Raw genomic sequence first — 24460 nt, 5'->3', positions numbered from 1 at the left:
CTGGTTCACGACCCCGAAAGCATGGGAGGCTCTGTTCATTGCGAGCCTGTAGTCGAGGAGAGTGAATCGTTGCGGTCCGACGCCAACATCGCAGGGCCGATGACCGATCCGGTCCCCGGTCCCCGTACCGAGTCGGCAGGGGAGGATGTTTCACGTGAAACACCGCCCCCGATGGACGACACCCCGATCGGTCGCGCTGCCCAACTAGCGGTGGAGGCTCTAGGCCGCGCCGGGGAGGGACTGCCGCGACCTGAGGAAACCCGAGTCATGGTCGTCGCCAACCAGAAGGGCGGGGTGGGCAAGACCACAACGACGGTCAACCTTGCCGCCTCGCTTGCTCTGCATGGCGGACGCGTCCTGGTGATCGACCTTGACCCCCAGGGCAACGCATCCACCGCACTGGGCATCGACCATCACGCCGAAGTCCCGTCCATCTATGACGTCTTGGTCGAGAGCAAGCCGCTCTCCGAAGTCGTCCAGCCGGTGCCCGATGTCGAGGGCCTCTTCTGTGCCCCTGCCACGATCGATCTCGCCGGTGCGGAGATCGAGTTGGTGTCGTTGGTGGCGCGGGAGAGCCGACTGCAGAGGGCGATCCAGGCGTACGAGCAGCCGTTGGACTACATCCTCATCGACTGCCCGCCGTCGCTGGGTCTGCTGACGGTCAATGCCCTTGTGGCCGGCGCCGAGGTGCTCATTCCGATCCAGTGCGAGTACTACGCGCTGGAGGGGCTGGGTCAGCTTCTCCGCAATGTGGATCTAGTACGCGGTCACCTCAACCCTGCCCTGCATGTTTCGACGATTCTGCTCACCATGTACGACGGCCGGACCCGACTGGCGTCTCAGGTGGCGGAAGAGGTGCGCAACCACTTCGGCGAAGAGGTTCTCCGCACGAGCATCCCGCGCTCCGTACGTATTTCCGAGGCGCCGAGCTATGGGCAGACGGTGCTGACATACGATCCAGGGTCGAGCGGTGCTCTCTCGTACCTGGAGGCGGCGCGGGAAATCGCGTTGCGCGGGGTGGGCATCCATTACGACGCACAGCAGGCCCACGCGGGCGCTCAGAATGATCAGCAGAATATGGCGGAGGGGATCCAGTGAGTGAGCGACGAAGGGGTCTGGGGCGCGGCCTCGGCGCCCTGATCCCAGCGGCCCCGACAGGCGAGAAACCGGTGTCCCCGGCGGCGAATGGTGCACCGGCCGCATCCTCCACCGCGCCTGTCCTGACCGCGGAACGAGGAGTGGCGGCGGCGAAGGTGACCACGCTGCCCCAGGGCTCTGTTTCACATGAAACGGCGGAGCCGTCGAATGCTGAGGCGGAGTCTCCGCAGAGCCCGGCCGGAGCTCACTTCGCTGAACTGCCCCTCGACTCCATCACGCCCAACCCACGCCAGCCGCGCGAGGTCTTCGACGAGGACGCCCTGGCCGAGCTCGTCACCTCGATCAAGGAGGTCGGGCTTCTCCAGCCTGTCGTCGTCCGGCAGCTGGCGCCCTCGCGCTACGAGCTCATCATGGGCGAGCGGCGCTGGCGCGCCTGCCGTGAGGCAGGACTGGACGCCATCCCGGCGATTGTGCGGGCGACGGAGGACGAGAAGCTCCTCCTGGACGCGCTTCTGGAGAACCTGCACCGCGCTCAGCTGAACCCGCTGGAAGAGGCTGCTGCCTACGACCAGCTGCTCAAGGACTTCAACTGCACGCACGATCAGCTGGCGGATCGGATCGGCCGGTCCCGCCCCCAGGTCTCCAATACGCTCCGGCTGCTGAAACTCTCGCCAGCCGTGCAGCGCAGGGTTGCCGCCGGGGTTCTCTCCGCAGGTCATGCGCGCGCTCTGCTGTCCGTCGAGGACTCGGAGGAGCAGGACAGGCTCGCGCACCGCATCGTGGCCGAGGGGCTCTCCGTGCGGGCGGTCGAGGAGATCGTGACCCTGATGGGTTCGCGGCCGAAGAGCACGGCGAGGTCCAAGGGACCCCGAGCCGGAGGCCGTGTCTCCCCCGCGCTGAGCGATCTCGCCACTCGTCTCTCGGACCGTTTCGAGACGCGGGTGAAGGTGGACCTCGGCCAGAAGAAGGGCAAGATCGTCGTCGAGTTCGCGTCGATGGACGACCTGGAGCGGATCCTGGGAACGCTCGCCCCGGGCGAAGGACCGGTTCTGCAGCACGGCGTCACGGGGGACGCTTCAGAGGAAACGGAAGACTGAACGGCGCTCGACGGAGACTGAGCGCCATCGAGCGGCTAAACGATCTGCCGCGCAGAAAGAGCGGGCCCTGTCCGGTCTGTACCGGAACACGGCCTGCTCTTTGCTTTCAGTCGGTATCGATGCAATCGCTGCGCGGATACCATGCGAACGGGTTTGGCGTATCTCTCTGGCGGCACCTTATTGGGGAGGCGGGGGCCATGCGATCGGTGAGCCGCACCGGACTGGTGACGACAGGCCTCGGGCTTGGGGCGGTCGGCGGGTTCGTCGGTAGTCTGCTCAGGGAACGGAGCGCTCTGACAGCCGCCCGTGATGCGGCGGGCGAGGGAAGTGAGGAACTGCCTTCATGGGGCGTCGGCTCGTACCGCTCACGCTGGACAACCTTCCGGATCTCCCCAAGCGCTGTCGCTCATGTGTCTTCTGGGAGCTGGATCCGGTCAGTGGGCAAGCCGCGCTGAAGGCGGGGACGCAGGAGCTGGAGAAGGAAGCCTGGATCTCTGCCGTGCTCCTGGAGTGGGGCTCCTGCGGACGAGTCGTTTACGTCGATGATGTTCCTGTGGGCTTCGTCCTGTACGCGCCCCCGGCGTATGTGCCCCGATCCATGGCCTTCCCCACAAGCCCTGTCTCGCCGGACGCCGTCCAGTTGATGACCGCCTTCATCACCCCCGGCTATCAGGACCAAGGTCTCGGTCGCGTCATGGTCCAGACGGTGGCCAAGGATCTGCTGCGCAGAGGCTTCAAGGCGATCGAGGCATTCGGCCACGCACAGTGGAAGGAACCCGCCTGTGTGCTGCCGGCGGACCATTTGCTCGCGGTGGGCTTCAAGACGGTCCGGCCCCATCCCACGTATCCACGGCTGAGGCTTGAGCTGCGTACGACGCTGTCATGGAAGGAAGACGTCGAGATGGCCCTGGACCGACTGCTCGGAGCCGTCCAGAAGGAGCCGGCACTGCGGCCCCTGTAGAGCCGCTAGAACAAGACGAATGGGCCAGCCCCGAAGGGTTGGCCCATTCGTGTTTCACGTGAAACAGCGCCGCCGTTTACTCGGCGATGAAGTCCTCGAGGTCGCGAACGATCGCGGCCTTCGGCTTCGCACCGACGATGGTCTTCGCCACCTCGCCGCCCTGGTAGACGTTCAGCGTCGGAATGGACATCACGCCGTACTTCGCGGCAGTGTTGGGGTTCTCGTCGATGTTGAGCTTCACGACCTCGATCTTGTCGCCGTACTCGGCCGCGATCGCCTCGAGGGACGGCGCGATCTGGCGGCACGGACCGCACCAGGCGGCCCAGAAGTCCACCAGAACGGGCTTGTCGCTCTTGAGCACGTCCTGCTCGAAGGAATCATCGGTCACATTCTTCAGAGTGCCGGCCACGGCGGGCTCCTTAACTGTTGTGCGGTGGGGCGGGTGATGGTCAGACGGTGGCAGCAGCGGTCTCGCTGTCCGAGAGGGCAGCGAGGTAGCGCTCGGCGTCGAGAGCCGCGGAGCAACCGGTGCCGGCGGCGGTGATCGCCTGCCGGTAGGTGTGGTCGACGACGTCGCCGCTGGCGAAGACGCCGGTGATGTTCGTCCGGGTCGAGGGCGCGTCGACCTTCAGGTAGCCCTCGTCGTCGAGGTCGAGCTGACCCTTGAAGAGCTCAGTGCGCGGGTCGTGGCCGATCGCGATGAACAGACCCGTCACGGGCAGCTCGGAGGTCTCGCCCGTCTTGACGTTGCGCAGCGTCAGCCCCGAGAGCTTCTGGTCGCCGTGGATCTCGGCCACCTCGCTGTCCCACACGAACTTGATCTTCGGGTCGGCGAAGGCGCGCTCCTGCATCGCCTTCGAGGCCCGGAGGCTGTCGCGGCGGTGGACGATCGTCACCGACTTGGCGAAGCGCGAGAGGAAGGTGGCCTCCTCCATCGCGGTGTCGCCGCCGCCGATCACGGCGATGTCCTGATCCTTGAAGAAGAACCCGTCACAGGTGGCGCACCAGGAGACGCCACGTCCCGAGAGAGCGTCCTCGTTCGGCAGGCCGAGCTTGCGGTGCTGGGAGCCGGTGGCGACGATGACGGCCTTGGCCTCGTGCACAGTGCCCGCCGTGTCCGTGACGGTCTTGACGTCTCCGCTGAGGTCCACGGCGACGACATCGTCCGGAACCAACTCGGCACCGAAGCGCTCGGCCTGCGCGCGCATGTTGTCCATGAGCTCGGGGCCCATGATGCCGTCCTGGAAGCCGGGGAAGTTCTCGACCTCGGTGGTGTTCATCAGGGCGCCACCCGCGGTGACGGCACCCTCGAACACCAGCGGCTTCAGCGACGCGCGCGCAGTGTAGAGCGCCGCCGTGTAGCCGGCGGGCCCGGAGCCGATGATGATCACGTTACGGACGTCGCTCACGGCTTGATTCCTCGTCTCTGGGGACTGCTTCACCTAGTGCCGGTGGAGCCCGTTTCCGGGCTCTCACCCCACCCAACGGATCCTACGGGGCGCGCATTCCCCACGTGTCCGAGCACCCGGAGGTGTGCCGACGCGTGAGACTCCGGCGTTCCGATGATGCAGGCGATCAGGGATGGGCGTACGAGCGGGTGAGCAGGACCTTGCCCTCCGAGCCCGGTGACTGCTCCGTACAGGCAGCATCGACCACATAGGCCGAGACCTTCGCTGGGTCGGACTGATGCGGCAGCACGACGAGATAGGAGCTTGTGCCCTCGTAGGTGCCTTTCTCTATGCCGAGGGCCGCATCCCTTCGGCCGATGCCTGCCCGGACGCAGTCTGGAACCTGGTCCGTGGGCTTCATCATGGGCGCGTTCGATTTCGGGTCTTCAGGAGTGGTCTCGGCGTCGAAGGATGGCGGGGAGCTGCCAGCTCGGGGTTCCGGGGACGAATCCTTGGCGAGGAGATCCGCCACCTGCTCCTCCAGCGTCGCTGTAGAGAAGGCGCGCGCGGAAGCGGCGTGCCCCTGCGTGGGCTCGTCCGACGGGGAGCCGCTGAGCGACTGCACAAGAAGGGTGCCCAGTCCTATCACGGCCGCCGTGAAGACGCCGCTGAGCACAAGAGTCCTGCGGCGGCGATGGCGGACCTGGCTCTGGCGCCCAGGGCCGGTGGCCCCGCGCGGGCGTCCCGCCGGCCGGTCCGCTGGACTGTCAGGTTCAGCCGCGCTGTCAGGTTCAGCCGCCCCCGCTGTTTCACGTGAAACATGGACGACGGTGGTCTCTGCGGTCGCTGGCGCCGTAGCGTCAAGCAGCGCTTCCGCGGCCAGCGCCGCGTCGATCCGCCCCGCGACGTCAATAGGCATCCGCGGCGGGCCCGGAAGGGTGCCGAGCAGGCCTCGGATTTCCTCCAGGGAGTCGTACACATCGGCGCAGAGCGCACAGGACTCCAGGTGCCGCCGCACATCGTCAGTGTGCGAGGGAGAGAGGAGACCCTCGGTCAGGTCGGAGATCTCGGTGACGTCCGGATGCCCGGCCGTGCCGGTCGAGGAACTCACGCGCGCCCACCTCCGCCCTTCACTGCATCTGGGTCTTTCGGCTCTGCTGCTGGTGGGACGGATGTCTCCTGCGTCCGGTTCCTTCCAGCACCCGTATCCGGCTTCTTGCTCTCGCTGCCGCTCTCACCGCTGCTGCCGGCTCCTGCCCGCAGATGCGTGAGCAGTGGGAGCAGTCTGGCTCTGCCGCGCGCGCAGCGGCTCTTCACCGTTCCTGTGGGCACATCGAGAATGCGGGCGGCCTCGGCGACCGGGTAGCCCTGCATATCCACCAGGACCAGAGCTGCACGCTGATCTGCGGGCAGGGTGTGCAGCGCCTCCAGAAGCTCGCGGTGGAGGTCATTGCGCTCGGCAGGCGCGGCCGCGGACTCGTGCGGCTCGAGGAGCTGCTCCAGCCGTTCCGTTTCGTTGACGGGGGACGTCTTTCGGGAGGCGGCCTTGCGTGCCCGGTCCAGGCAGGCATTCACCGTGATCCGGTGCAGCCATGTCGTGACGGCGGACTGTCCGCGGAACGTATGAGCCGCTCGGTAGGCCGAGACCAGCGCGTCCTGGACCGCGTCGGCGGCTTCCTCTCGGTCTCCCAGCGTGCGCAGCGCAACCGCCCACAGTCGGTCGCGGTGGCGCCGTACGAGCTCGCCGAACGCGTCCTTGTCCCCCGCGACGTGGCGGGCAAGGAGGTCCTGATCGCTTGCTGCGCCGAATCCGGCGTCGTCCACCACCGGGCCCCCCTCCCCTCGGTGAGTGCTCAGCCCCTGAACTTCACGTCCGTGACGGCCTGCTTGTAGCCCGCGTTGCTGTACTCGTCCGCGGGCGCCTTCGGTAGCGCGGTGAACCAGACCAGCACGTATCGGCTCTTCACCGGCTTGTCGGCCTTCACCTTTGCGGTGTCGCCGCTCGTCGTCACGGTCCCGATCTTCTTCATCAAGCTGAGTGATGTCGACGAACTCATGGAGTCAGTCGCGTACAGAGTGACCGTCGTGTGGTCACCGGCATATCGGAGCCCTATTGAGGCTGCCGACACCGCTTGCTCCGAGCCGAGGTCGTAGACGATACCGACGCCCGGCTTATAGGCGGGGTTCATATCCGGACCGTCTATGTAGCTCCTGGTCCGCCAGTACGTCGAGCTGTCGCCGTCGTACGTCTTGCCCACGTCGGACGGGGCCTGGGCATCGCCCTTCGCCACGTACTCCTGGGCGCCCTGAATGGTGATGGGCTTCGCCGACGGCTCGGACTTGGCGTTGCCCTTGTCGTTGCCGTCGTTGTTCTGCGTCGGGGTGGTGTCCTTGGACTTCCCCTGGTCCATGAGGGCGTCCGCGAGCTGCCAGCTGCCGAGGCCGAGCGCCGCGATGAGCAAGGCGGACACGGCCCACTTGAGAGCCTTGCCGGTACGGCTCTGCAGCGGGGGCGGCGGTGTCGGCACCGGGGCGGTGGCGCCGGGAACGGCCTGGGCGCGGGCGTATGTGCCCTGCTGGTAGGTCGTGCGCTGGTACTCGGGCGGCGTCGTGAACGCCGGCTCCGGCGGGCGGATGCGGGGCATCTCGCCGATCGCCTTCACCAGTTCCTCCGGCGTGGTGCACGGAGGCTCCTGGCGCGATGCCGTGGCGCCGTCGTTGACCAGGGCGCGCATCGCGAGCTCCGACAGGCCCCGGTGCACTCCTGCCCGTACCTGATCGGGGGCGATCAGCCCGACGTCCTTGGGCAGCCCGGAGAGACCGAAGGCGGCGCTCTCGTACGGCCAGCGTTGGGTCAATGCCGCGTAGAGCAGCGCGCCGATGGCCTCGGTGTCGGTGCGCTGGGGGGTGTCGGAGCTGATGCCGCGGAGGGCTGCGTTCACAGCGAGGCCGCGGATACGCCATTGCCCGGACGAGGTCCGCAGCACGGAGCTCGGCGTCAGACACAGATGGGCCAGGCCCTCGCGATGCGCGGCGGCCATGGCCTGGGAGACCTGGTTCACCAGCTGGTACGCGTCGTGCACCTCGAGCGGGCCGGCGGCCAGGAGAGTCGTCAGCTCCGTGGCATCCGGCAGCCACTCGTGCACGACATAGACGAGGTCGTTCTCCTCGACAGCGTCCAGGACCTGGACGAAGCGGGGATCGCCCAGCAGCGCCGACGAACGGGCCGCGGCCAGCACCGAACGGGCCCGTGGATGATCGGCAGGCAGCAGATGCACGCCGACGGCGCGGCGCAGCTTCTCGTCCACCGCACGCCAGCTGCTGAACCCGTCCAGACGGGTGACGCATTCCTCGAGCCGGTAGCGTCTGGCGAGCTTGTGGCCGCTGTGCAGTTCCGGTGGCGAGGCCTGGACCGGCGCGGTCTCCGGGGTGACGTCCCCGCGCGCCTCGTCCTTTTCATCGCCCGCTGTGTCCCGCTCCCCAGTCTGGGCCTCCCCGTCGGCCGTGGCCTCGTCCGCCTTGGCGGCCAGCGGCTCATCACCGCTGTTGTCTGCCACGTCGACGGCAGCCGTGCTCCGTTCCGCCACCGTCGTTCCTGCCTCCCCATCCATTGCGCTCTGTTCAGACGCCAAAGCCAATTGTGCCCACAGTCCGACGCTATGCACGACACACGGTGGTCGGCGATGGTTGTGCGCGTACCCGGAGTTCAGCGACCCAGGCGTCCGCGAACCATACCGACCATCGAGTTGAGCTCGGCGATCCGCATCCGCCTTGCGGCGACGTAGAAGACTGCGAGGAGCGCGATGCCGCCGCCGAGGAGGGCGGCCAGCGAACCGAAGACGCCCTGCCCCAGGGCCTGGGTGATCCCGTAACAGGCAGCGCCGGCCAGCAGTGCAGCGGGCAGCGAAGCGATACCGAGTCGGGCATACGTACGGATGACATGAGAGCCGTCCAGGTCGCCACCCAGGCGCTTGCGCAGCCGCCGCCAGGCGACGCCCACACCGATCGCGTACGCGAGGCCGTACGAGGCGGCCATGCCGACCACGGCCCAGCGGGACGGAAGCACGACGAAGCAGAGCCACGAGGCTCCGGCGTTGACGGCGGCGACGATGACCGTGTTGTAGAAGGGGGTCCTGGTGTCCTCGTATGCGTAGAAGGCACGCAGCACGACGTACTGCACGGAGTACGGGATCAGGCCGAGGCCGAACGCCATCAGCATGTAGCCCATGTTCGTGGCTTCGGCGCTGCCTGAGGAGCCGAAGATCAGCGTGCACATCGGGATGCCGAGTGCGATGAAGCCGAAGGCGATGGGAACGATCGCGACGGCTGTGGTGCGCAGGCCCTGGGAGATGTCGTCGCGTACTGCGCCGGCGTCGTCATCGTGAGCGGATCGCGAGAGCCTCGGCAGTAGCGCGGCCATGAGCGAGACGGTGATGATCGCCTGCGGCAGGCCCCAGATGAGCTGCGCGTTGGCGTAGGCGGCGAAGCCGGTGCCGTCGACGTCGGAGTCCTTACCCGCGGCGGTGGACAGCTGCGTGACGACGATTGCGCCCGCCTGGTTGGCGAGGACGAAGAGCACCGTCCACTTGGCCAGCATCGCGGCCTTGCCGAGGCCATGGCCCTTCCAGTCGAAGCGCAGCCGCAGCCGGAACCCGGTCTCGCGCAGATACGGGATCATCGCCAGGGCTTGGACGACGAGCCCGAGGAGGATTCCGACGCCCAGGAGCCGCTGGCCCTCGGGCGGAATGGTCTCGACCGTCATCTCGGAGTTCGCCGCGGTGCCGTAGACCCAGAGGAACATGCCGAGCGTCACGATGATGACGATGTTGTTGAGGACCGGAGTCCACATCATCGCGCCGAACTTGCCGCGGGCGTTGAGGATCTGCCCCATCACCACGTGGATGCCCATGAAGAAGATCGAGGGCAGGAAGTAGCGGGTGAAGGTGACGGCGACCTCGTCGGCAGCAGGGTTACTGGCAACCGGTACCGACAGCGCGCGGACCAGGAGCGGCGCGGCGAACATCGCGAGCACGGTGAGTACGCCGAGGGCCACCATGACGAGGGTCAGCAGGCGGTTGGCGTAGGCCTCCCCGCCGTCCTCGTCGTCCTTCATGGCGCGCACGAGCTGCGGCACGAAGACGGAGTTGAGTCCGCCGCCGATGGTCAGGATGTAGATCATCGTCGGCAGTTGGTAGGCGACCTGGAAGGAGTCGCCGAGGAGGCCGAGGCCCAGGGCCGAGACGATCAGCGCGGAGCGGATGAAGCCGGTGAGCCGGGACACCATCGTGCCCGCCGCCATCACCGCGCTCGACTTCAGGAGGCTTGCCGCCCTGCCGCCCTTCGTCGGCGCGGAGACGGACGAAGGAGCTGGGGCCGGAGCGGGCACAGTGGGCGCGGTAGGCGGCGAGGACGGCCCCGCTGACGGAGCCGGGACGGCCGAGGGGCCGGCCGGCGGACGTCCGCCGGGGCCGCTCTGGTCCCGGAAGAGATGCGCGAAGGCGTCCGGCTCGTGGCGCTCGTCGCCGGCCTCGGTGACAAGGTCGTCGACGCCGACGAACTGCGTGGTGCGCGCGTCGTCGCCGTACGGCAGCTGCCGGCTCGGGCCCTCGGGCTCGGGCGGCGGCGTCTGCGCCCAGATGCGCGGGTCAGGAGCGTGCTGGGGGGTCGTCGGCTGTGCGTAGAGCTGTTGCGTCTCCGGGTAGGCGCCGGGAGGCGGCGGAGGGTGCGCCGAGCGGTCGTAGAGCGCCTCTGTCACCGGGTCCTGGGCGGTGAGGTCCTGATCGCGGTACGGATCCTGGGCGTAGGCGTCCTGGAAGTACAGGTCGGCGGCAGGTCCCTGGCCTCCCTCGGGAGGGCCGGGTGGCATGCCCTCGGACGATGCGGAACCGCCCGCGCCTTGGCCACGGTCACCGTCGTACGGCGCGTTCATGGTCTACCCCACCTCATCGTCCCCGGGCCCACCGGCCACGACATCGCTCAACGGTCCACTCTCTCACCCGTGCCGGACGGGTCGGTGCTTTCCGGTGCGGTGTCCGGCGTCGGGTCACTCGGCTGCCCGGGATCGGCGGCACCGCTCTCCGCGCGGGACTCCTGCTCAGGGCCGCCCTCCGGCGCGTCTGTCTGCCGGGCGGTCGCGCGCTTACGCTGTGTGTACATCCGGAAACCGGCGAGTACGAGCAGGAGCAGACCGCCCGCGATGACCAGCATCACGGAGGGCGGAACCTCGGTGACCTCCAGGTCGAAGCGCACCTCAGGGCCGTATCGCTGCCCGTCCTCCGTGTACAGCTGGGCGATCACCGGGACGGGGCCGTTGGCATTGGTCGTCGTGGTGAACTTCACCGTCTGGCTGTGCCCGCCCGCGACTTTGACGGGCTGCTCCTGATAGTCGCCGTCACCGATCTGGAGTCGCTTCGGCTTCGTCGAGGTGAGGCGCAGCACGAGACGGTCGACGCCCTGCACGAGGTTGTTCTGCACCGTCACCGGGATCGTCGCGCTGCGGCCGGAGAGCTTCGCAGGGGACTTGTCGATCAGTTTCACCTGCTGGGTGAGGCCCTCCAGGTACGACTGCACGCCGTCACGGAACTGCTGGGCCTCAGCCGCGCGACCTCGCCAGGACGTCGACATCTGCCGGTCGATGGCGCGGCCGAAGGGCGTGACCACGCGGGACGAGTCGGTGAGGATCACCGTGAAGCTGTCGAGTGCCTTCTGTGTCTTCTGGATGGCTTCGAAGGCGGACTGCGGCAGTTCCTGCTTGCGCAGCGCCGACGGGTACTGCTTGGTCGAAGGCACCTGCGTCGTGGCGTCCGGGTCGGGCTTGGCCTTGGCAGCCGCGGACAGATCCTGGGCCTCGGACCAGCGGTCCTCGTCGAGTGCCGTCAGCGCCGTGGCCATGGTCTGCGCCTGGCTCGCGGATGGCATGCGCTGCGGGGCGACAACGATGCTGCGCTGCTTCTGCGGCTCCTGCAGCGTGATCATCAGGCTCTGTGCGAGGAACTCCTGCACGGCGAGCGTGGACTTCTCCGCGCCCGTCATGTCTCCTTCGAAGGCGGTCGACAGGCGGGCGTCGGCGACCACGGCCGTGGTGCCCCCGCCGATCGGCCGGGCCGCATTGGGGGTGTACGTCAGCCCGCTGGTCTCCTGCATGCTGTCGTTCCGGGCGATCACCATGTCGGCGCCCGCAGAGGTGGCCACTTCGACGATGGAGGGGTCGACCGCTCCCTCCACGGGCCAGGCGAAGTCAGTGCTCGGTTCCACGTGGAGGACCGTCTCCACGGTTCTGACTGCCGCGTCAGTGGCGTCCTTGAGGTGACCCAGGGAGCCGGAGACGTTCTTGCCGTTGTGCGCGAGCGAGGCCAGGTCGGGGTCGGCGAAGGGCAGCGCGACGACTTTCTTGTCCGCCACGGCCTTCTCGAGATTGTCGAGCCACTGCTTGGCGACAGCCTGGTTCTTGCCGGCGGTGGTGCCGTTGGTTGCCCGGATCCGGTAGCTCCTGGTCATTGCGTCGACGGAGGCCAGGAGATCCGGGTCGATGACCCAGGTGACGTCCAGAGCGGCGCCGAGAGCCACCATCCGCTCCAGTCGGCCGCCCGGGGAGATCTCCTCGGCCAGGCTGTCGTCCTCCAAGACCGGAGTCTGCTGCTCGTCCGAGCCGGTCTCCGCGGTGACGTGCGTGGACGAGATCAGCGGCCACAGATACGTCGTCCTGGTCTTGGTGTCCGTCTCGCCGGGCTGCCACGGCAGGAACGTCCTCTGGACGCCGAGCACCTGCGTCCAGGGCTGAGCTGCGGTCTGACCCGTCAGGGTGACGGCGAGCTGATAGACACCGTCGGCACCGAGGTCCAGTTCCTTGACGGGAACCGAGATGCTGAAGGTCTGCGGGACGCCGGGCGCCAGCTTGGCGAACTCCTTGACGTACTCGCTGCTGATCTGGTTGCCGTCCGCCCCCGGGACGTAGCTGGTGCGCTGTGCCGCGCTGTCGATCGCGCTACGGCTGTTCAGGGGCGGCCCCACCCGCAGGCCGACCTCGGCGGTGGTCACTGGCTGCTTGCCGCTGTTGGTGACCGTTCCGGAGATGGTGAGGGTGTCGTCCTCGCCCGGGGCGGTGGGGGTGAGCGAATTCACGGCGACATCGACGGTGCGCGAACCGGTCGCCTCGGCCGCGGAGGTCTTCGCGGCGGCGTGTGAGACAGGGGTCTGGGGCAGCTGGACCAGACCGGCCAGCAGCGGCACCGCGACGAGCAGAGCCCCTGCACGCCGCAGCCACCGGCGGGCAGGTGAGGGACTTGTCCCCGGGAAGTCTGCCGCCTCGGCCACGCGCTCGTCCGTCCTCGTGTCGTCAGTGGTCGTCGGAATGTGCGTCCACGCATGGTAACGATGTGCGCTCCGGTGAAGTGCCGCGGAGCGCTCCGCAAGATCGGACGACCGGGACCGGGCAGACTACCGGGGCTCACCGGGAGCCGCAGGCCGGGTGCTCGGTCAGTGGAGACAGAGCGGAGACAAAAAGGAGTGCGCCCGCGGTCGTCCCGGGCACGTACCCTTTTCTGTTGTGCCGAACGCCAACGAAGAAAACTCCAGTGCCCTGAGCCAGGTGCAGCACCGCGCGGTCAGCGAACTGTTGCGGGTGTCACCTGTCGCAGACGATCTTGCCCGTCGGTTCCAGGAAGCCGGGTTCACTCTCGCCCTGGTCGGAGGATCGGTCAGGGACGCGCTGCTGGGCCGGCTCGGCAATGACCTGGACTTCACGACGGACGCCCGTCCCGAGGACGTCCTGAAGATCGTACGGCCGTGGGCGGACGCCGTATGGGAGGTCGGGATCGCCTTCGGCACGGTGGGCTGCCAGAAGAGCGCCCGCGTCGAAGACGTCGATCAGAACTTCCAGATCGAGGTGACGACCTACCGCTCGGAGGCCTACGACCGGACCTCGCGCAAGCCCGAGGTCTCCTACGGTGACTCCATCGAGGACGATCTCGTCCGGCGGGACTTCACCGTCAACGCGATGGCTGTGGCACTGCCGCAGAAGGACTTCATCGATCCGTACGGCGGTCTGCAGGACCTCGCCGAGCGTGTGCTGCGCACTCCGAGCACTCCGGAGGAGTCCTTTTCCGACGATCCGCTGCGGATGATGCGCGCGGCACGGTTTGCCGCACAGCTCGACTTCGAGGTGGCGCCCGATGTGGTCGCCGCGATGAAGGCGATGGCCGAACGCATCGAGATCGTCTCGGCCGAGCGGGTAAGGGACGAGCTCAACAAGCTGATCCTCTCCGCCTATCCCCGCAAGGGACTCGCGCTCCTCGTGGATACGGGCCTGGCTGATCACGTGCTGCCTGAGCTCCCGGCGCTGCGACTGGAGCGTGATGAGCACCACCGGCACAAGGACGTATACGAGCACACGCTGATCGTTCTGGAGCAGGCGATGGCGCTGGAGGACAGCGGCCCCGACCTGACGCTCCGGCTCGCCGCTCTCCTGCATGACATCGGCAAGCCTCGGACGCGTCGCTTCGAGAAGGACGGCCGGGTCTCCTTCCACCACCACGAGGTGGTGGGCGCCAAGATGACCAAGAAGCGCATGGTCGCGCTCAAGTACTCCAATGACCTCGTGAAGGACGTCTCGAGGCTGGTCGAGCTGCACCTGCGCTTCCATGGATACGGCACGGGCGAATGGACGGACTCCGCGGTGCGGCGTTATGTACGCGACGCCGGCCCCATGCTGGACCGGCTGCACAAGCTGACCCGCTCGGACTGCACGACGCGAAACAAGCGGAAGGCCGGCGCGCTGTCGCGTGCCTACGACGGCTTGGAGGAGCGCATTGCCCTCCTGCAGGAGCAGGAGGAGCTGGACGCGATCCGGCCGGACCTCGACGGCAACCAGATCATGGAGATCCTGGGAGTCGGCCCCGGCCCGGTGGTCGGCCGGGCGTACAAGTTCCTGCTGGAGCTACGACTGGAGAATGGGCCGATGGAGCATGACGCGGCGGTGTCGGCGCTCAAGGAGTGGTGGGCGACGCAGCCGCAGGGCTGACGGAGGTGGCGTCGGCGCGGGTCATGTTTCACGTGAAACATGACCCCAGGGTCCGGCCGGGCATGCGCGAGGGGCGGTGTTTCACGTGAAACACCGCCCCTCGCGGTAGCAGCCCTATGCGCGGCAGGAGCTCTACTTGTCCTTCAGGCAGAGCAGGAAGCTCTTGTCGCCGCCGGTCTCCGTGTACGCGTACTGGAAGTCCGAGGCCTCCTCAGAGCACTTCTTGTCCGCCGTCAGGCTGGTGAAAGAGCCCTCGATCTTGGCCAGGACCTTGTACTGGGCCTTGGCGTCACTGCACTCGACGACTTCCAGGTCCGGGTTGTTGTCGTCGGTGCTGCCGCGCTGCATGCAGTCGCCAACGGCGGCCGACTGCGCGTCGTCCTGGCTCGCCCACCAGCCGCCGGCGACCACGATGGCGGCGACGATGAAGCCGCCGATGCGGAGGTACTGCTTGACGCCGCGGCGCGGCTGCTGCGGTGCCGGGGCAGGTGCGCCGATGTACGGGCTGGGCTGCGGAGGAACACCAGGCTGGCCCTGCGTGGCCTGCTGAGCGTAAGGGTTCCCGCCCTCGGGCTGACCATAGGGCTGCTGACCCTGTGCGAACGGGTTCTGGCCCTGGGGCGGCGGAGTGGTCACTTGGAGGTCCCCCTCGAACTAGGCGCACGCTGGCGCGAATACGACGCCCGTACGGGCGTGGATAAGACGCACGTAAGCTACCGGGCCCTACTGACAACGCTGTAGCCCAAAGAGGCACTGTGGCATTGATGTGACACTTACTGGCGCTCAAAGCGGGCCATAGCGGCGGCAATCACCCCGTAGATCACGGCCACCGTGCCCACAAGCGGAACCGACCGTCCGTCAGGAGGCAGCATCAGAGCAGCCACTCCTGCCGCTCCGACGAACGCGACATTGAACAGCACGTCGTACAAGGAGAAGATGCGGCCACGGAAGCCGTCGTCGATCGAGGACTGCACGACCGTGTCCGTGGCGATCTTCGCGCCTTGCGTCGTCAGGCCCAGCACAAAGGCCGCGGCCATCATGGGGGCGGGAGCGAACGGCAACCCGAGCGCGGGCTCCAGGACCGCGGCGGCAGCCGCGCACGCGGTGATCCACCCGCCGGGGCCCAGCCGCCCGGCCGCGTATGGGGTGACCACGGCCGCCGCAAAGAAGCCGGCTCCCGAGATCAAGACGGCGAGGCCCAGAAGCGCCAGTCCATCTTCCGTCCCGCCAGCACCGCCAGCCCCATTGGCCCCGCCGGACGACCAGGCGTACCGGCACAGCATCAGCACCATCACCGTCAGCGCGCCGTAGCAGAACCGCATGAGCGTCATCGCGGCCAGGGCACGTGCCGCCACCGGCCGTTTGGCCAGATGCCGTACCCCCGCGGCCAGCCCCCGTGCCGTGCCTGCCACCGCTGCCCACAGGCGCGGCTGCACCAACTCTGGATCTGGCCCCAGCAGTTCACGCGCGATCCGCAGTGAGGCGAGCGCCGCACACACGTAGAGCCCCGCCCCGGACAGCACGACCGCGGCGTTGGAGTCCGAGACCACCAGACGCACGACGAAGGCGAGACCACCGCCGGCCGTCGCGGCGAGCGTCCCGGCTGTCGGCGACACGGAGTTGGCCATCACCAGGCGATCGGCGTCGACCACACGCGGCAGCGCGGCCGAAAGCCCTGCCAGCACAAAGCGGTTGACGGCGGTGACGCACAGCGCGGAGGCGTAGAAGAGCCACTCCGGAACGCTGCTCACCATCAGCACGGCCGTCACAGCGGCCAGGAGCGCCCGCAGCAGATTCCCGTAGAGCAACACCTGGCGACGCCGCCAGCGGTCCAGCAGGACGCCCGCGAAGGGGCCGACGAGCGAGTACGGGAGGAGCAGCACCGCCATGGCGGAGGCGACCGCGGCCGGCGACGTCTGCTTCTCCGGCGAGAAGACGACATACGTGGCGAGCGCGACCTGGTACACCCCGTCGGCGCCCTGCGACAGCAGCCGCACGGCGAGCAGGCGCCGGAAGTCCCTGAAGCGCAGGAGCACGCGCAGGTCACGCACCACAGCCATGGGCACAGCCTCACATACGAGGAGGGTCCCCGGGCGACGTGCCCAGGGACCCTCAAGGGTCGTACGACGGGCGAGGCTCGGCGCGCGCCGGTGCTCCGTCTCGCCGGTGCTCCGTCGTGCTTAGCGCTCGACCTCGCCCTTGATGAACTTCTCGACGTTCTCGCGGGCCTGGTCGTCGAAGTACTGGACCGGCGGGGACTTCATGAAGTACGAGGACGCGGAGAGGATGGGGCCGCCGATGCCGCGGTCCTTGGCGATCTTCGCGGCGCGCAGGGCGTCGATGATGACACCCGCGGAGTTCGGGGAGTCCCACACCTCGAGCTTGTACTCGAGGTTCAGCGGGACGTCACCGAAGGCACGGCCCTCGAGGCGGACGTAGGCCCACTTGCGGTCGTCGAGCCAGGCCACGTAGTCCGACGGGCCGATGTGGACGTTCTTCTCGCCGAGGTCCCGGTCGGGGATCTGAGAGGTGACGGCCTGCGTCTTGGAGATCTTCTTCGACTCGAGGCGGTCGCGCTCGAGCATGTTCTTGAAGTCCATGTTGCCGCCGACGTTCAGCTGCATCGTGCGGTCCAGGACGACGCCCCGGTCCTCGAACAGCTTCGCCATGACGCGGTGCGTGATGGTGGCGCCGACCTGCGACTTGATGTCGTCACCGACGATCGGCACACCGGCCTCGGTGAACTTGTCCGCCCACTCCTTCGTACCGGCGATGAAGACCGGCAGGGCGTTGACGAAGGCGACCTTGGCGTCGATGGCGCACTGGGCGTAGAACTTCGCCGCGTCCTCGGAACCCACCGGCAGGTAGCAGACCAGGACGTCGACCTGCTTGTCCTTGAGGACCTGGACGACGTCGACCGGGGCCTCGGAGGACTCCTCGATCGTCTCGCGGTAGTACTTACCGAGACCGTCCAGGGTGTGGCCGCGCTGGACGGTCACGCCGGTGGTCGGCACGTCGCAGATCTTGATGGTGTTGTTCTCGCTGGCGCCGATGGCGTCGGCGAGGTCCAGGCCCACCTTCTTGGCGTCCACGTCGAAGGCGGCGACGAACTCGATGTCCCGCACGTGGTAGTCGCCGAACTGGACGTGCATCAGGCCCGGGACCTTGCTGTCCGGGTCGGCGTCCTTGTAGTACTCGACGCCCTGTACCAGCGACGCGGCGCAGTTGCCCACGCCGACGACGGCTACGCGAACCGAACCCATTCCGGTTGCTCCCTGTGTGTTCTCGGTGTTCCGGTATGAGGCCAGCGGAGATGCCGGCCTCATGTGGCGGTGCCGTCGGACGGATCCGGACCGGTGGTGTCCCGGTGCCGGGGCAGGCCGCCCGACTGCCCTGTTGTGTCGTGTCGAGCTGCGTCCCCCGAGGGGGAGGAGGCGTCGGTGGACCGTCGTTGGTCCCGCCCCGCTCGCTCGCTCTCGATGAGCTCGTTCAGCCAGCGCACTTCGCGCTCCACGGACTCCATCCCGTGCCGCTGGAGCTCAAGCGTGTAGTCGTCCAGGCGCTCCCTGGTACGGGCCAGGGAGGCGCGCATCTTCTCCAGACGCTCCTCCAGCCGGCTGCGGCGGCCTTCGAGTACGCGCATGCGTACGTCCCGCGACGTCTGCCCGAAGAACGCGAAGCGGGCAGCGAAGTGCTCGTCCTCGTACGCATCGGGGCCGGTCTGCGAGAGGAGCTCCTCGAAGTGCTCCTTACCTTCCGCCGTCAACCGGTAGACGATCTTGGCGCGGCGTCCCGCCAGCGGAGCGGCCAGGACGTCCTCCGGTGTGCTGCCCGGCTCCTCGATCAACCATCCGTTGGCGACCAGGGTCTTAAGGCAGGGATAGAGCGACCCGTAGCTGAAGGCGCGGAACACGCCCAGCGACGTGTTGAGCCGTTTGCGCAGCTCATAGCCGTGCATGGGCGACTCGCGAAGCAGGCCGAGTACGGCGAACTCGAGGATGCCGGAACGTCGGCTCATCGTCGCCTCCTGACTGCGTCGGTTCGCGTGTACGGGTCTTTATGCCGTGCTGATGTATCGACTCGATACATCACGACGATAGAACGGCCTTCCGGCTGCGACAAGGGGGGGCATGGTGAACGGCGTCACATCACCGATTCGCAGGAAGCAAGTTGCCTGATTTGGGATGAACTTCGGCCTAGGTAGGTTTTGGCGGTGCGTAGTCTGTGCGCCATGCAGTCCACCGGGAACCAAGTGACGTCAGAGGACGTCCTCGTCCTTGGTGTAGTGCGGGTGAGTGCCGTCATGGGCTCATCCGTATGTCGGGGGGAACCGGAAACCAGCCGCCGTTTCCAGGCGCGAGGGCGCCTGCCCGAGGAGTAGTCGTTCGATGAGCGAGCACCGTCGCAAACCGCCGCAGCCACAGGGCGGCGGACGTGCCGCGGCCCGACGTGGCCAGTCCGGCTCGTCATCCGGCCGCCGCGCAGCACCGCGAGGCGCCACCGGATCACCCTCTGATGCGTACGGCTACGGGGGTGGTGGAGGCGAGGAGCGCCCGTACGGCGGCCGCGCCGAGGCCCGCCGTGCGGCACAGCGTGCCGGTGGCGGTGGCCGCCGTAGGGCCGCCGACGGCGGAGGCCGCGGTGGTGGAGGCGGCCGGCGAGGCGGTCCCGGCGGGCCGGACGGGCCTCCGGGCCGCGGCAGGGGCCGCGGCTCCGTACCCCCGAAGAAGCGGTTCATCGACTACCCGCGCGCGGGGAAGTACGGGGCGGCGCGGTGGGTGCCGTCGTGGCGGATGGTGACCGGGCTGTTCGTCGCCTTCTTCGGCGGTCTGCTGGTCGCGGCCGGCATCGGGTACGCCATGGTGGGGGTCCCGAGCGAGCAGAACGCGGCGGCCCTGGCTGAGAACAACGTCTTCTACTGGTCCGACAAGACCCAGATGGCCACCACCGGTGACACGAACCGGCAGAATGTGGAGATCAAGGACATTCCCAAGGACATGCAGAAAGCGGTGATCTCTGCCGAGAACGCCACCTTCTACGACGACAAGGGCGTCGATCCGATGGGCATCGCCCGTGCCCTGTTCAACATGGCCCGGGGCGGCGACACGCAGGGTGGTTCGACCATCACGCAGCAGTTCGTGAAGAACACGTATCTGAGCCAGGACCAGACCATCACGCGGAAGTTCAAGGAGCTCTTCATCTCCATCAAGGTGGGCTCCAAGCTGAGCAAGGACGAGATCCTCGCGGGCTACCTGAACACTGCCTTCTACGGCCGCGACTCCTACGGGATCCAGGCGGCGGCCCAGGCCTACTTCGGCAAGGACTCCCAGAATCTCACCACCGAGGAGTGTGTCTTCCTCGCGGCCGTACTCAAGGGGCCGAACCTGTACAACCCCGACGGGGGTGTGGGGGCGAACGCTACGCCCGAGGCCAACACCGAGCGAGCCAAGGCACGCTGGAACTGGATCCTGGACCGTGAGGTCGAGGTCGGGAACATGACCAAGGCTGAGCGGGAGGCGGTCGGCAGCTTCCCCAAGCCCAAGAAGCGCACCTCGTCACTGTCCGGACAGACCGGCTACCTCGTCGACATCGCCAAGGAATACGTCGCGAAGAAGCTCGATAAGAGTGTCGAGGAACTAGACCGGGGCGGCTACCGCATCTACACCACCTTCGACAAAAAGAAGGTCAACGAGCTCGAGGCAGCCGTCAAGAAGACGCAGAAGAGCTTCCTGAAGCCCGAGGAACGGGCCAAGGACAAGTACGTCCAGTTCGGCGCGTCATCGGTCAATCCGAAGACGGGCGCGATCGTCGCCCTCTACGGCGGTGAGGGCTACGACAAGGGCCATTACTCCAACAACGCCAACACGACAGGTGTGCCGGTCGGCTCGACCTGGAAGCCCATCGTGCTGGCATCCGCGATGGAGTACGGGACCTACCAGACCGAAGGTGAGCCCCTTTCGCCGATGGCCCGGTACAACGGCAACGACCTCCTCGTGATCAAGGACCAGAACGGTGATCCGATCATGGGGTCCAACGGCAAGCCGTTCCGTCAGAAGAACGAGGGCACCACGCCCTGGGGCATGGTGACTCTCAGGAAGGCCATGGAGCAGTCGATCAACTCGCCGTTCGCCCAGCTGGGCGTCGACGTGGGCCTTTCCAACACCCGGAAGACCGCGGAGTCCATCGGCATCCTGCCGGAGTCCTTCGACAAGGCGAACCTCCGCAACGTGTCCTTCTCGCTCGGCACGTCGACCCCCAGCGCCATCCGCATGGCCGATGCGTACGCCACCTTCGCGGCGTCGGGCAAGCACTACGAGCCGTACTCGGTCACCAAGGTGGTCAAGGACGGCGACCCGCTCGACGGCTTCGATCCCCCGAAGCAGGAGAACGCCCTGGACGAGAACGTCGCCAACAACGTGACGGACGTCCTGGAGAACGTGGTCCAGAACGGCACCGGCAAGAAGATCGCGGACATCGGGTTCCCGGTGGCCGGCAAGACCGGTACGACCGACAAGAACAAGTCGGCGTGGTTCGTCGGCTACACCAGGGAGCTGTCCACGGCCGTCACCCTGTTCAGGACCGAGCCGGACAAGGGCAAGCTGCTGTCGATGAACGGCACCGGCGGTGTGGAGTCCATCCACGGTGGTGACATCCCGGCCCAGGTCTGGAAGGACTACATGGCCGTGGCGATGAAGGGCGTGAACCCCAAGCCCTTCCCGGAGGCCGAGAAGATCGGCGAGATCATCGGCGCCAGCCCGTCCCCGAGTGCCAGTACTTCTCCCACCGGGGACCCCAGCGCGAGCGTGGCGCCGAGCCCATCGGTGACCGCGCCCAGTCCGAGCCCGTCGAAGACGAACGGCAACGGCAATAACTGCAGCATCTGGGATCCGACGTGCACCGACACCGGCGGAACCACGGACGGCGGAACTGACAGCGGGGGAACGACCGACGGAAGCACCGGCGGTACATCACCATCGCCATCGACCAGTGACGGCAGCGGTGGCAGTAATGGCAACGGCAACGGCAATGGAGGCTTCTTCGGAGGCCCGGCGGGGTAGCGCTCCTCGCGCCGCCCGTGCGTGTTTCACGTGAAACGAGGGCCGCTGCACCTGACCGGTGTGGCGGCCCTCGCCGCATTCTCAGGCGCGTACGGCAGTATGTGCGGCATGCCCAGTGCAGAGACGACGCGCTCGAGCGTGTACGAGCCGGAACCGGTGCGGCCGACCAGGGATGACGAGGTCGCCGCGGCCGGCAGCGAGCTGATCGGTGGCCCCCTCGGGCGATGGGCCCTGACCGGGACCAGCTGGTGGACTCCCGTGCGCGTCATCGCGCTCGTCATGATCGGCATGTTCGCGCTCGGCATGGTGCAGAAGCTGCCCTGCTACGACGGCGCCTGGTTCTACGGCGCCGGCTCGCAGTACACGCACGCCTGCTACTCCGACATTCCGCACCTCTACCAGGGACGCGGCTTCGCAGACGGCCTCGTGCCGTACTTCGACAAGCTGTCGGGCGACATGGAGTACCTGGAGTACCCCGTGCTGACCGGCGTCTTCATGGAGGTCGCCGCCTGGCTGACCCCCGGCAGCGGATCCATCCAGCGCCAGGAGCAGATCTACTGGATGGTCAATGCCGGAATGCTGATGGTGTGCGCCGCGGTCATCGCCGTCTGCGTCACCCGCACCCACCGGCGCTGCCCCTGGGACGGCCTCCTCGTCGCTCTTGCGCCCGCCCTCGCCCTGACGGCCACCATCAACTGGGATCTGCTCGCTGTGGCCCTCACAGCCGCCGCGATGCTGATGTGGTCGCGGGGCCGAGCCCTGGCCTTCGGCGTGCTGCTCGGCCTCGCCACGGCCGCCAAGCTCTACCCCGTCCTGCTGCTGGGCCCGCTGCTCGTACTGTGCTGGCGCGCCGGCAAATGGCGTGCGTACGGGACTGCCGTGCTCGGTGCGGTGGTCGCGTGGCTCGTCGTGAACCTGCCCGTGATGATCCTCGCCACGGAAGGCTGGTCGAAGTTCTACACATTCAGCCAGGAGCGGGGCGTCGACTTCGGCTCCTTCTGGCTGATCCTTTCCCAGCAGTCGGACAGCCCGCTGAGCACCGACTCTGTCAACACTCTCGCCACGGCGCTCATGATCGTCGCTTGCCTGGGCATCGGCGCCCTCACACTGACCGCGCCCCGCCGCCCGCGCTTCGCCCAGCTCGCCTTCCTGGTGGTGGCCGCCTTCATCCTCACCAACAAGGTCTACTCACCGCAGTACGTGCTGTGGCTCATCCCGCTCGCCGCCCTGGCCCGCCCCCGCTGGCGGGACTTCCTCATCTGGCAGGCCTGCGAGGTCGCGTACTACCTGGGCATCTGGATGTACCTCGCCTATACGACCAGCGGCGACGCCCACAAGGGACTGCCGCCCGACGGCTATCACCTGGCCATCGCGGCCCACCTGGTGGGGACGCTGTACCTGTGCGGCGTCGTCATCCGCGACATCCTCATGCCCGAGCGTGACGTGGTGCGACGGGCGGGCGACGACGATCCCTCGGGCGGTGTGCTGGACGGCGCGACGGACGTCTTCGTGCTCGGCTACGCGGCTCACCCGCCACGTCATGCCGCGCACTTCGAAGGCCACTACGTCGAGTGGGGCAGAAAGCCCGACGGAATCCCCCCGACCGCACCGACCGCCGCCCAGGAGTGAGCCGCTTCGGAGAAGCCCAGAAATGAGCCGGAGGGGCTGCCGCAGAAGCGCAGACGCGCCATGCGGCAGCCCCTCCGGTTTCAGTGAGGCTTAGACGGTGTCCTACTTAGTACGGCCGAACCTCTACCGGTCGACGAGACGATCGAACTGCGTCGTCGTATGCCGCAGATGAGCCACCAGCTCCTCGCCCACCTTCGGCTCCGGCGCATCCGATGGCACGAACAGAATCGACACCTGCATGTGCGGCGGCTCCGCGAACCAGCGCTGCTTGCCCGCCCAGACGAAGGGCGACAGATTGCGGTTGACCGTGGCGAGGCCCGCACGGGCGACGCCCTTGGCACGCGGCATGACGCCGTGGAGCGCCTTCGGGGCCTCCAGGCCCACACCGTGCGACGTACCGCCCGCCACCACGACCAGATAGCCGTCGGAGGCGGCCTTCTGCTGCCGGTACCCGAAACGGTCGCCCTTCGCGACGCGCGTGACGTCGAGGACCGCGCCGCGGTACTCGGTCGCCTCATGGTCGCCCAGCCACAGGCGCGTACCGATACGTGCCCGGAACCGGGTCTGCGGGAACTGCTGCTGCAGACGCGCGAGTTCGTCCGCCTTGAGGTGGCTGACGAACATCGTGTGCAGCGGCAGCCGGGCCGCGCGCAGGCGGTCCATCCACCCTATGACCTCCTCGACGGCGTCCGAGCCGTCGGTGCGGTCCAGCGGCAGATGCATCGCGAACCCCTCGAGTCGTACGTCCTCGATGGCCGCATGCAACTGGGGCAGATCCTGCTCGGTCACGCCGTGCCGCTTCATCGAGGACATGACCTCTATGACGACGCGGGCGCCCACCAGACCGTGCACCCCGTCTATTGAGGAGACCGAGCGGACGACACGGTCCGGCAGCGGTACGGGCTCCTCGCCCCGGCGGAACGGCGTCAGGACCAGTAGATCACCGCTGAACCAGTCCTTGATCCGGGCGGCTTCGTAGGTGGTGCCGACGGCGAGCATGTCGGAGCCGAAGCGCGTGGCCTCCTCGGCCAGGCGCTCATGACCGAAGCCGTAGCCGTTGCCCTTGCAGACGGGGACCAGCCCCGGAAACTGGTCGAGCACGTGCTTGTGGTGTGCCCGCCAGCGCGCGGTGTCGACGTAGAGCGTGAGCGCCATGGCCGGTCCCCGAACCTTTCTCGTGATTGCGGTTATCAGGGTATGAGCTGCGATGT

At 67.6% G+C, this 24460-nt stretch carries 18 protein-coding genes; 6 read left to right on the top strand and 12 right to left on the bottom strand.

Translation table 11 applies throughout. The features are described 5' to 3' along the window. The first annotated feature begins 21 nt into the window (after window positions 1-21). From ACSMXV_RS21860 to ACSMXV_RS21850, 3 genes are all read left to right on the top strand, one after another. Window positions 22-1098, top strand: coding sequence for a ParA family protein (locus tag ACSMXV_RS21860; RefSeq protein ID WP_181656416.1), 1077 nt, complete (start codon window positions 22-24; stop codon window positions 1096-1098). After that, on the top strand, window positions 1095-2195 hold the full coding sequence (locus tag ACSMXV_RS21855) for a ParB/RepB/Spo0J family partition protein (protein ID WP_473173012.1): 1101 nt from the start codon (window positions 1095-1097) through the stop codon (window positions 2193-2195). The genes ACSMXV_RS21860 and ACSMXV_RS21855 overlap by 4 nt, the downstream gene beginning before the upstream one ends. Before the next feature lie 343 nt (window positions 2196-2538). Beyond that, window positions 2539-3156, top strand: a complete 618-nt coding sequence (locus tag ACSMXV_RS21850) for a GNAT family N-acetyltransferase (RefSeq protein WP_181656296.1) — start codon at window positions 2539-2541, stop codon at window positions 3154-3156. Between the two features lie 76 nt (window positions 3157-3232). Here the strand turns inward: ACSMXV_RS21850 and trxA are convergent, their stop codons facing one another. The 7 genes from trxA to ACSMXV_RS21815 all read right to left on the bottom strand — a co-directional run bounded on the left by trxA (window position 3233) and on the right by ACSMXV_RS21815 (window position 12857). After that, on the bottom strand, window positions 3233-3565 hold the full coding sequence (gene trxA / locus ACSMXV_RS21845) for a thioredoxin (RefSeq protein ID WP_067281759.1): 333 nt from the start codon (window positions 3563-3565) through the stop codon (window positions 3233-3235). A gap of 40 nt (window positions 3566-3605) precedes the next feature. Continuing rightward, a complete protein-coding gene (trxB, locus tag ACSMXV_RS21840) occupies window positions 3606-4565 on the bottom strand; it encodes a thioredoxin-disulfide reductase (RefSeq protein ID WP_181656297.1) in 960 nt (319 codons plus the stop codon). Between the two features lie 166 nt (window positions 4566-4731). Beyond that, complete coding sequence (locus ACSMXV_RS21835; protein WP_473173011.1) at window positions 4732-5655, bottom strand: anti-sigma factor; 924 nt, start codon at window positions 5653-5655, stop codon at window positions 4732-4734. Then, on the bottom strand, window positions 5652-6368 hold the full coding sequence (gene sigM / locus ACSMXV_RS21830) for an RNA polymerase sigma factor SigM (protein ID WP_473179027.1): 717 nt from the start codon (window positions 6366-6368) through the stop codon (window positions 5652-5654). The genes ACSMXV_RS21835 and sigM overlap by 4 nt, the downstream gene beginning before the upstream one ends. 29 nt (window positions 6369-6397) lie before the next feature. After that, a complete protein-coding gene (locus tag ACSMXV_RS21825) occupies window positions 6398-8131 on the bottom strand; it encodes a protein kinase family protein (RefSeq protein WP_473173010.1) in 1734 nt (577 codons plus the stop codon). A 119-nt stretch (window positions 8132-8250) separates the two neighbouring features. Next, window positions 8251-10473 (bottom strand): murein biosynthesis integral membrane protein MurJ, encoded by a 2223-nt coding sequence (gene murJ / locus ACSMXV_RS21820; RefSeq protein WP_473173009.1) that lies wholly within the window; start codon window positions 10471-10473, stop codon window positions 8251-8253. 47 nt (window positions 10474-10520) lie between these two features. Then, entirely contained in the window at window positions 10521-12857 is a 2337-nt protein-coding gene (locus ACSMXV_RS21815; protein WP_473173008.1) for a DUF6049 family protein, read from the bottom strand. A gap of 232 nt (window positions 12858-13089) precedes the next feature. Here ACSMXV_RS21815 and ACSMXV_RS21810 point away from each other — a divergent pair, with 232 nt between their 5' ends. Further along, window positions 13090-14562, top strand: a complete 1473-nt coding sequence (locus ACSMXV_RS21810; RefSeq protein WP_473173007.1) for a CCA tRNA nucleotidyltransferase — start codon at window positions 13090-13092, stop codon at window positions 14560-14562. Window positions 14563-14694: 132 nt separating this feature from the next. On the opposite strand, the gene ACSMXV_RS21805 is transcribed toward ACSMXV_RS21810, so the two are convergent. From ACSMXV_RS21805 to ACSMXV_RS21790, 4 genes are all read right to left on the bottom strand, one after another. Then, on the bottom strand, window positions 14695-15198 hold the full coding sequence (locus ACSMXV_RS21805) for an LppU/SCO3897 family protein (RefSeq protein ID WP_473173006.1): 504 nt from the start codon (window positions 15196-15198) through the stop codon (window positions 14695-14697). A 137-nt stretch (window positions 15199-15335) separates the two neighbouring features. After that, window positions 15336-16622, bottom strand: a complete 1287-nt coding sequence (locus ACSMXV_RS21800) for an MFS transporter (RefSeq protein WP_473173005.1) — start codon at window positions 16620-16622, stop codon at window positions 15336-15338. A gap of 120 nt (window positions 16623-16742) precedes the next feature. Then, complete coding sequence (locus ACSMXV_RS21795) at window positions 16743-17825, bottom strand: inositol-3-phosphate synthase (protein WP_473173004.1); 1083 nt, start codon at window positions 17823-17825, stop codon at window positions 16743-16745. Between the two features lie 59 nt (window positions 17826-17884). After that, window positions 17885-18580 (bottom strand): PadR family transcriptional regulator, encoded by a 696-nt coding sequence (locus ACSMXV_RS21790; protein WP_181656306.1) that lies wholly within the window; start codon window positions 18578-18580, stop codon window positions 17885-17887. Between the two features lie 370 nt (window positions 18581-18950). Between ACSMXV_RS21790 and ACSMXV_RS21785 the strand changes: the two genes are divergently transcribed. Continuing rightward, on the top strand, window positions 18951-21620 hold the full coding sequence (locus tag ACSMXV_RS21785) for a transglycosylase domain-containing protein (protein WP_473173003.1): 2670 nt from the start codon (window positions 18951-18953) through the stop codon (window positions 21618-21620). A gap of 99 nt (window positions 21621-21719) precedes the next feature. Beyond that, a complete protein-coding gene (locus tag ACSMXV_RS21780) occupies window positions 21720-23249 on the top strand; it encodes a glycosyltransferase family 87 protein (protein WP_473179026.1) in 1530 nt (509 codons plus the stop codon). Window positions 23250-23372: 123 nt separating this feature from the next. Here the strand turns inward: ACSMXV_RS21780 and ACSMXV_RS21775 are convergent, their stop codons facing one another. Further along, complete coding sequence (locus tag ACSMXV_RS21775; RefSeq protein WP_473173002.1) at window positions 23373-24404, bottom strand: alanine racemase; 1032 nt, start codon at window positions 24402-24404, stop codon at window positions 23373-23375. Between the last annotated feature and the right edge of the window lie 56 nt (window positions 24405-24460).

The sequence above is a fragment of the Streptomyces sp. DSM 42067 genome, from assembly GCF_055792885.1.
This window is presented reverse-complemented; position numbering and strand designations above follow the sequence as displayed.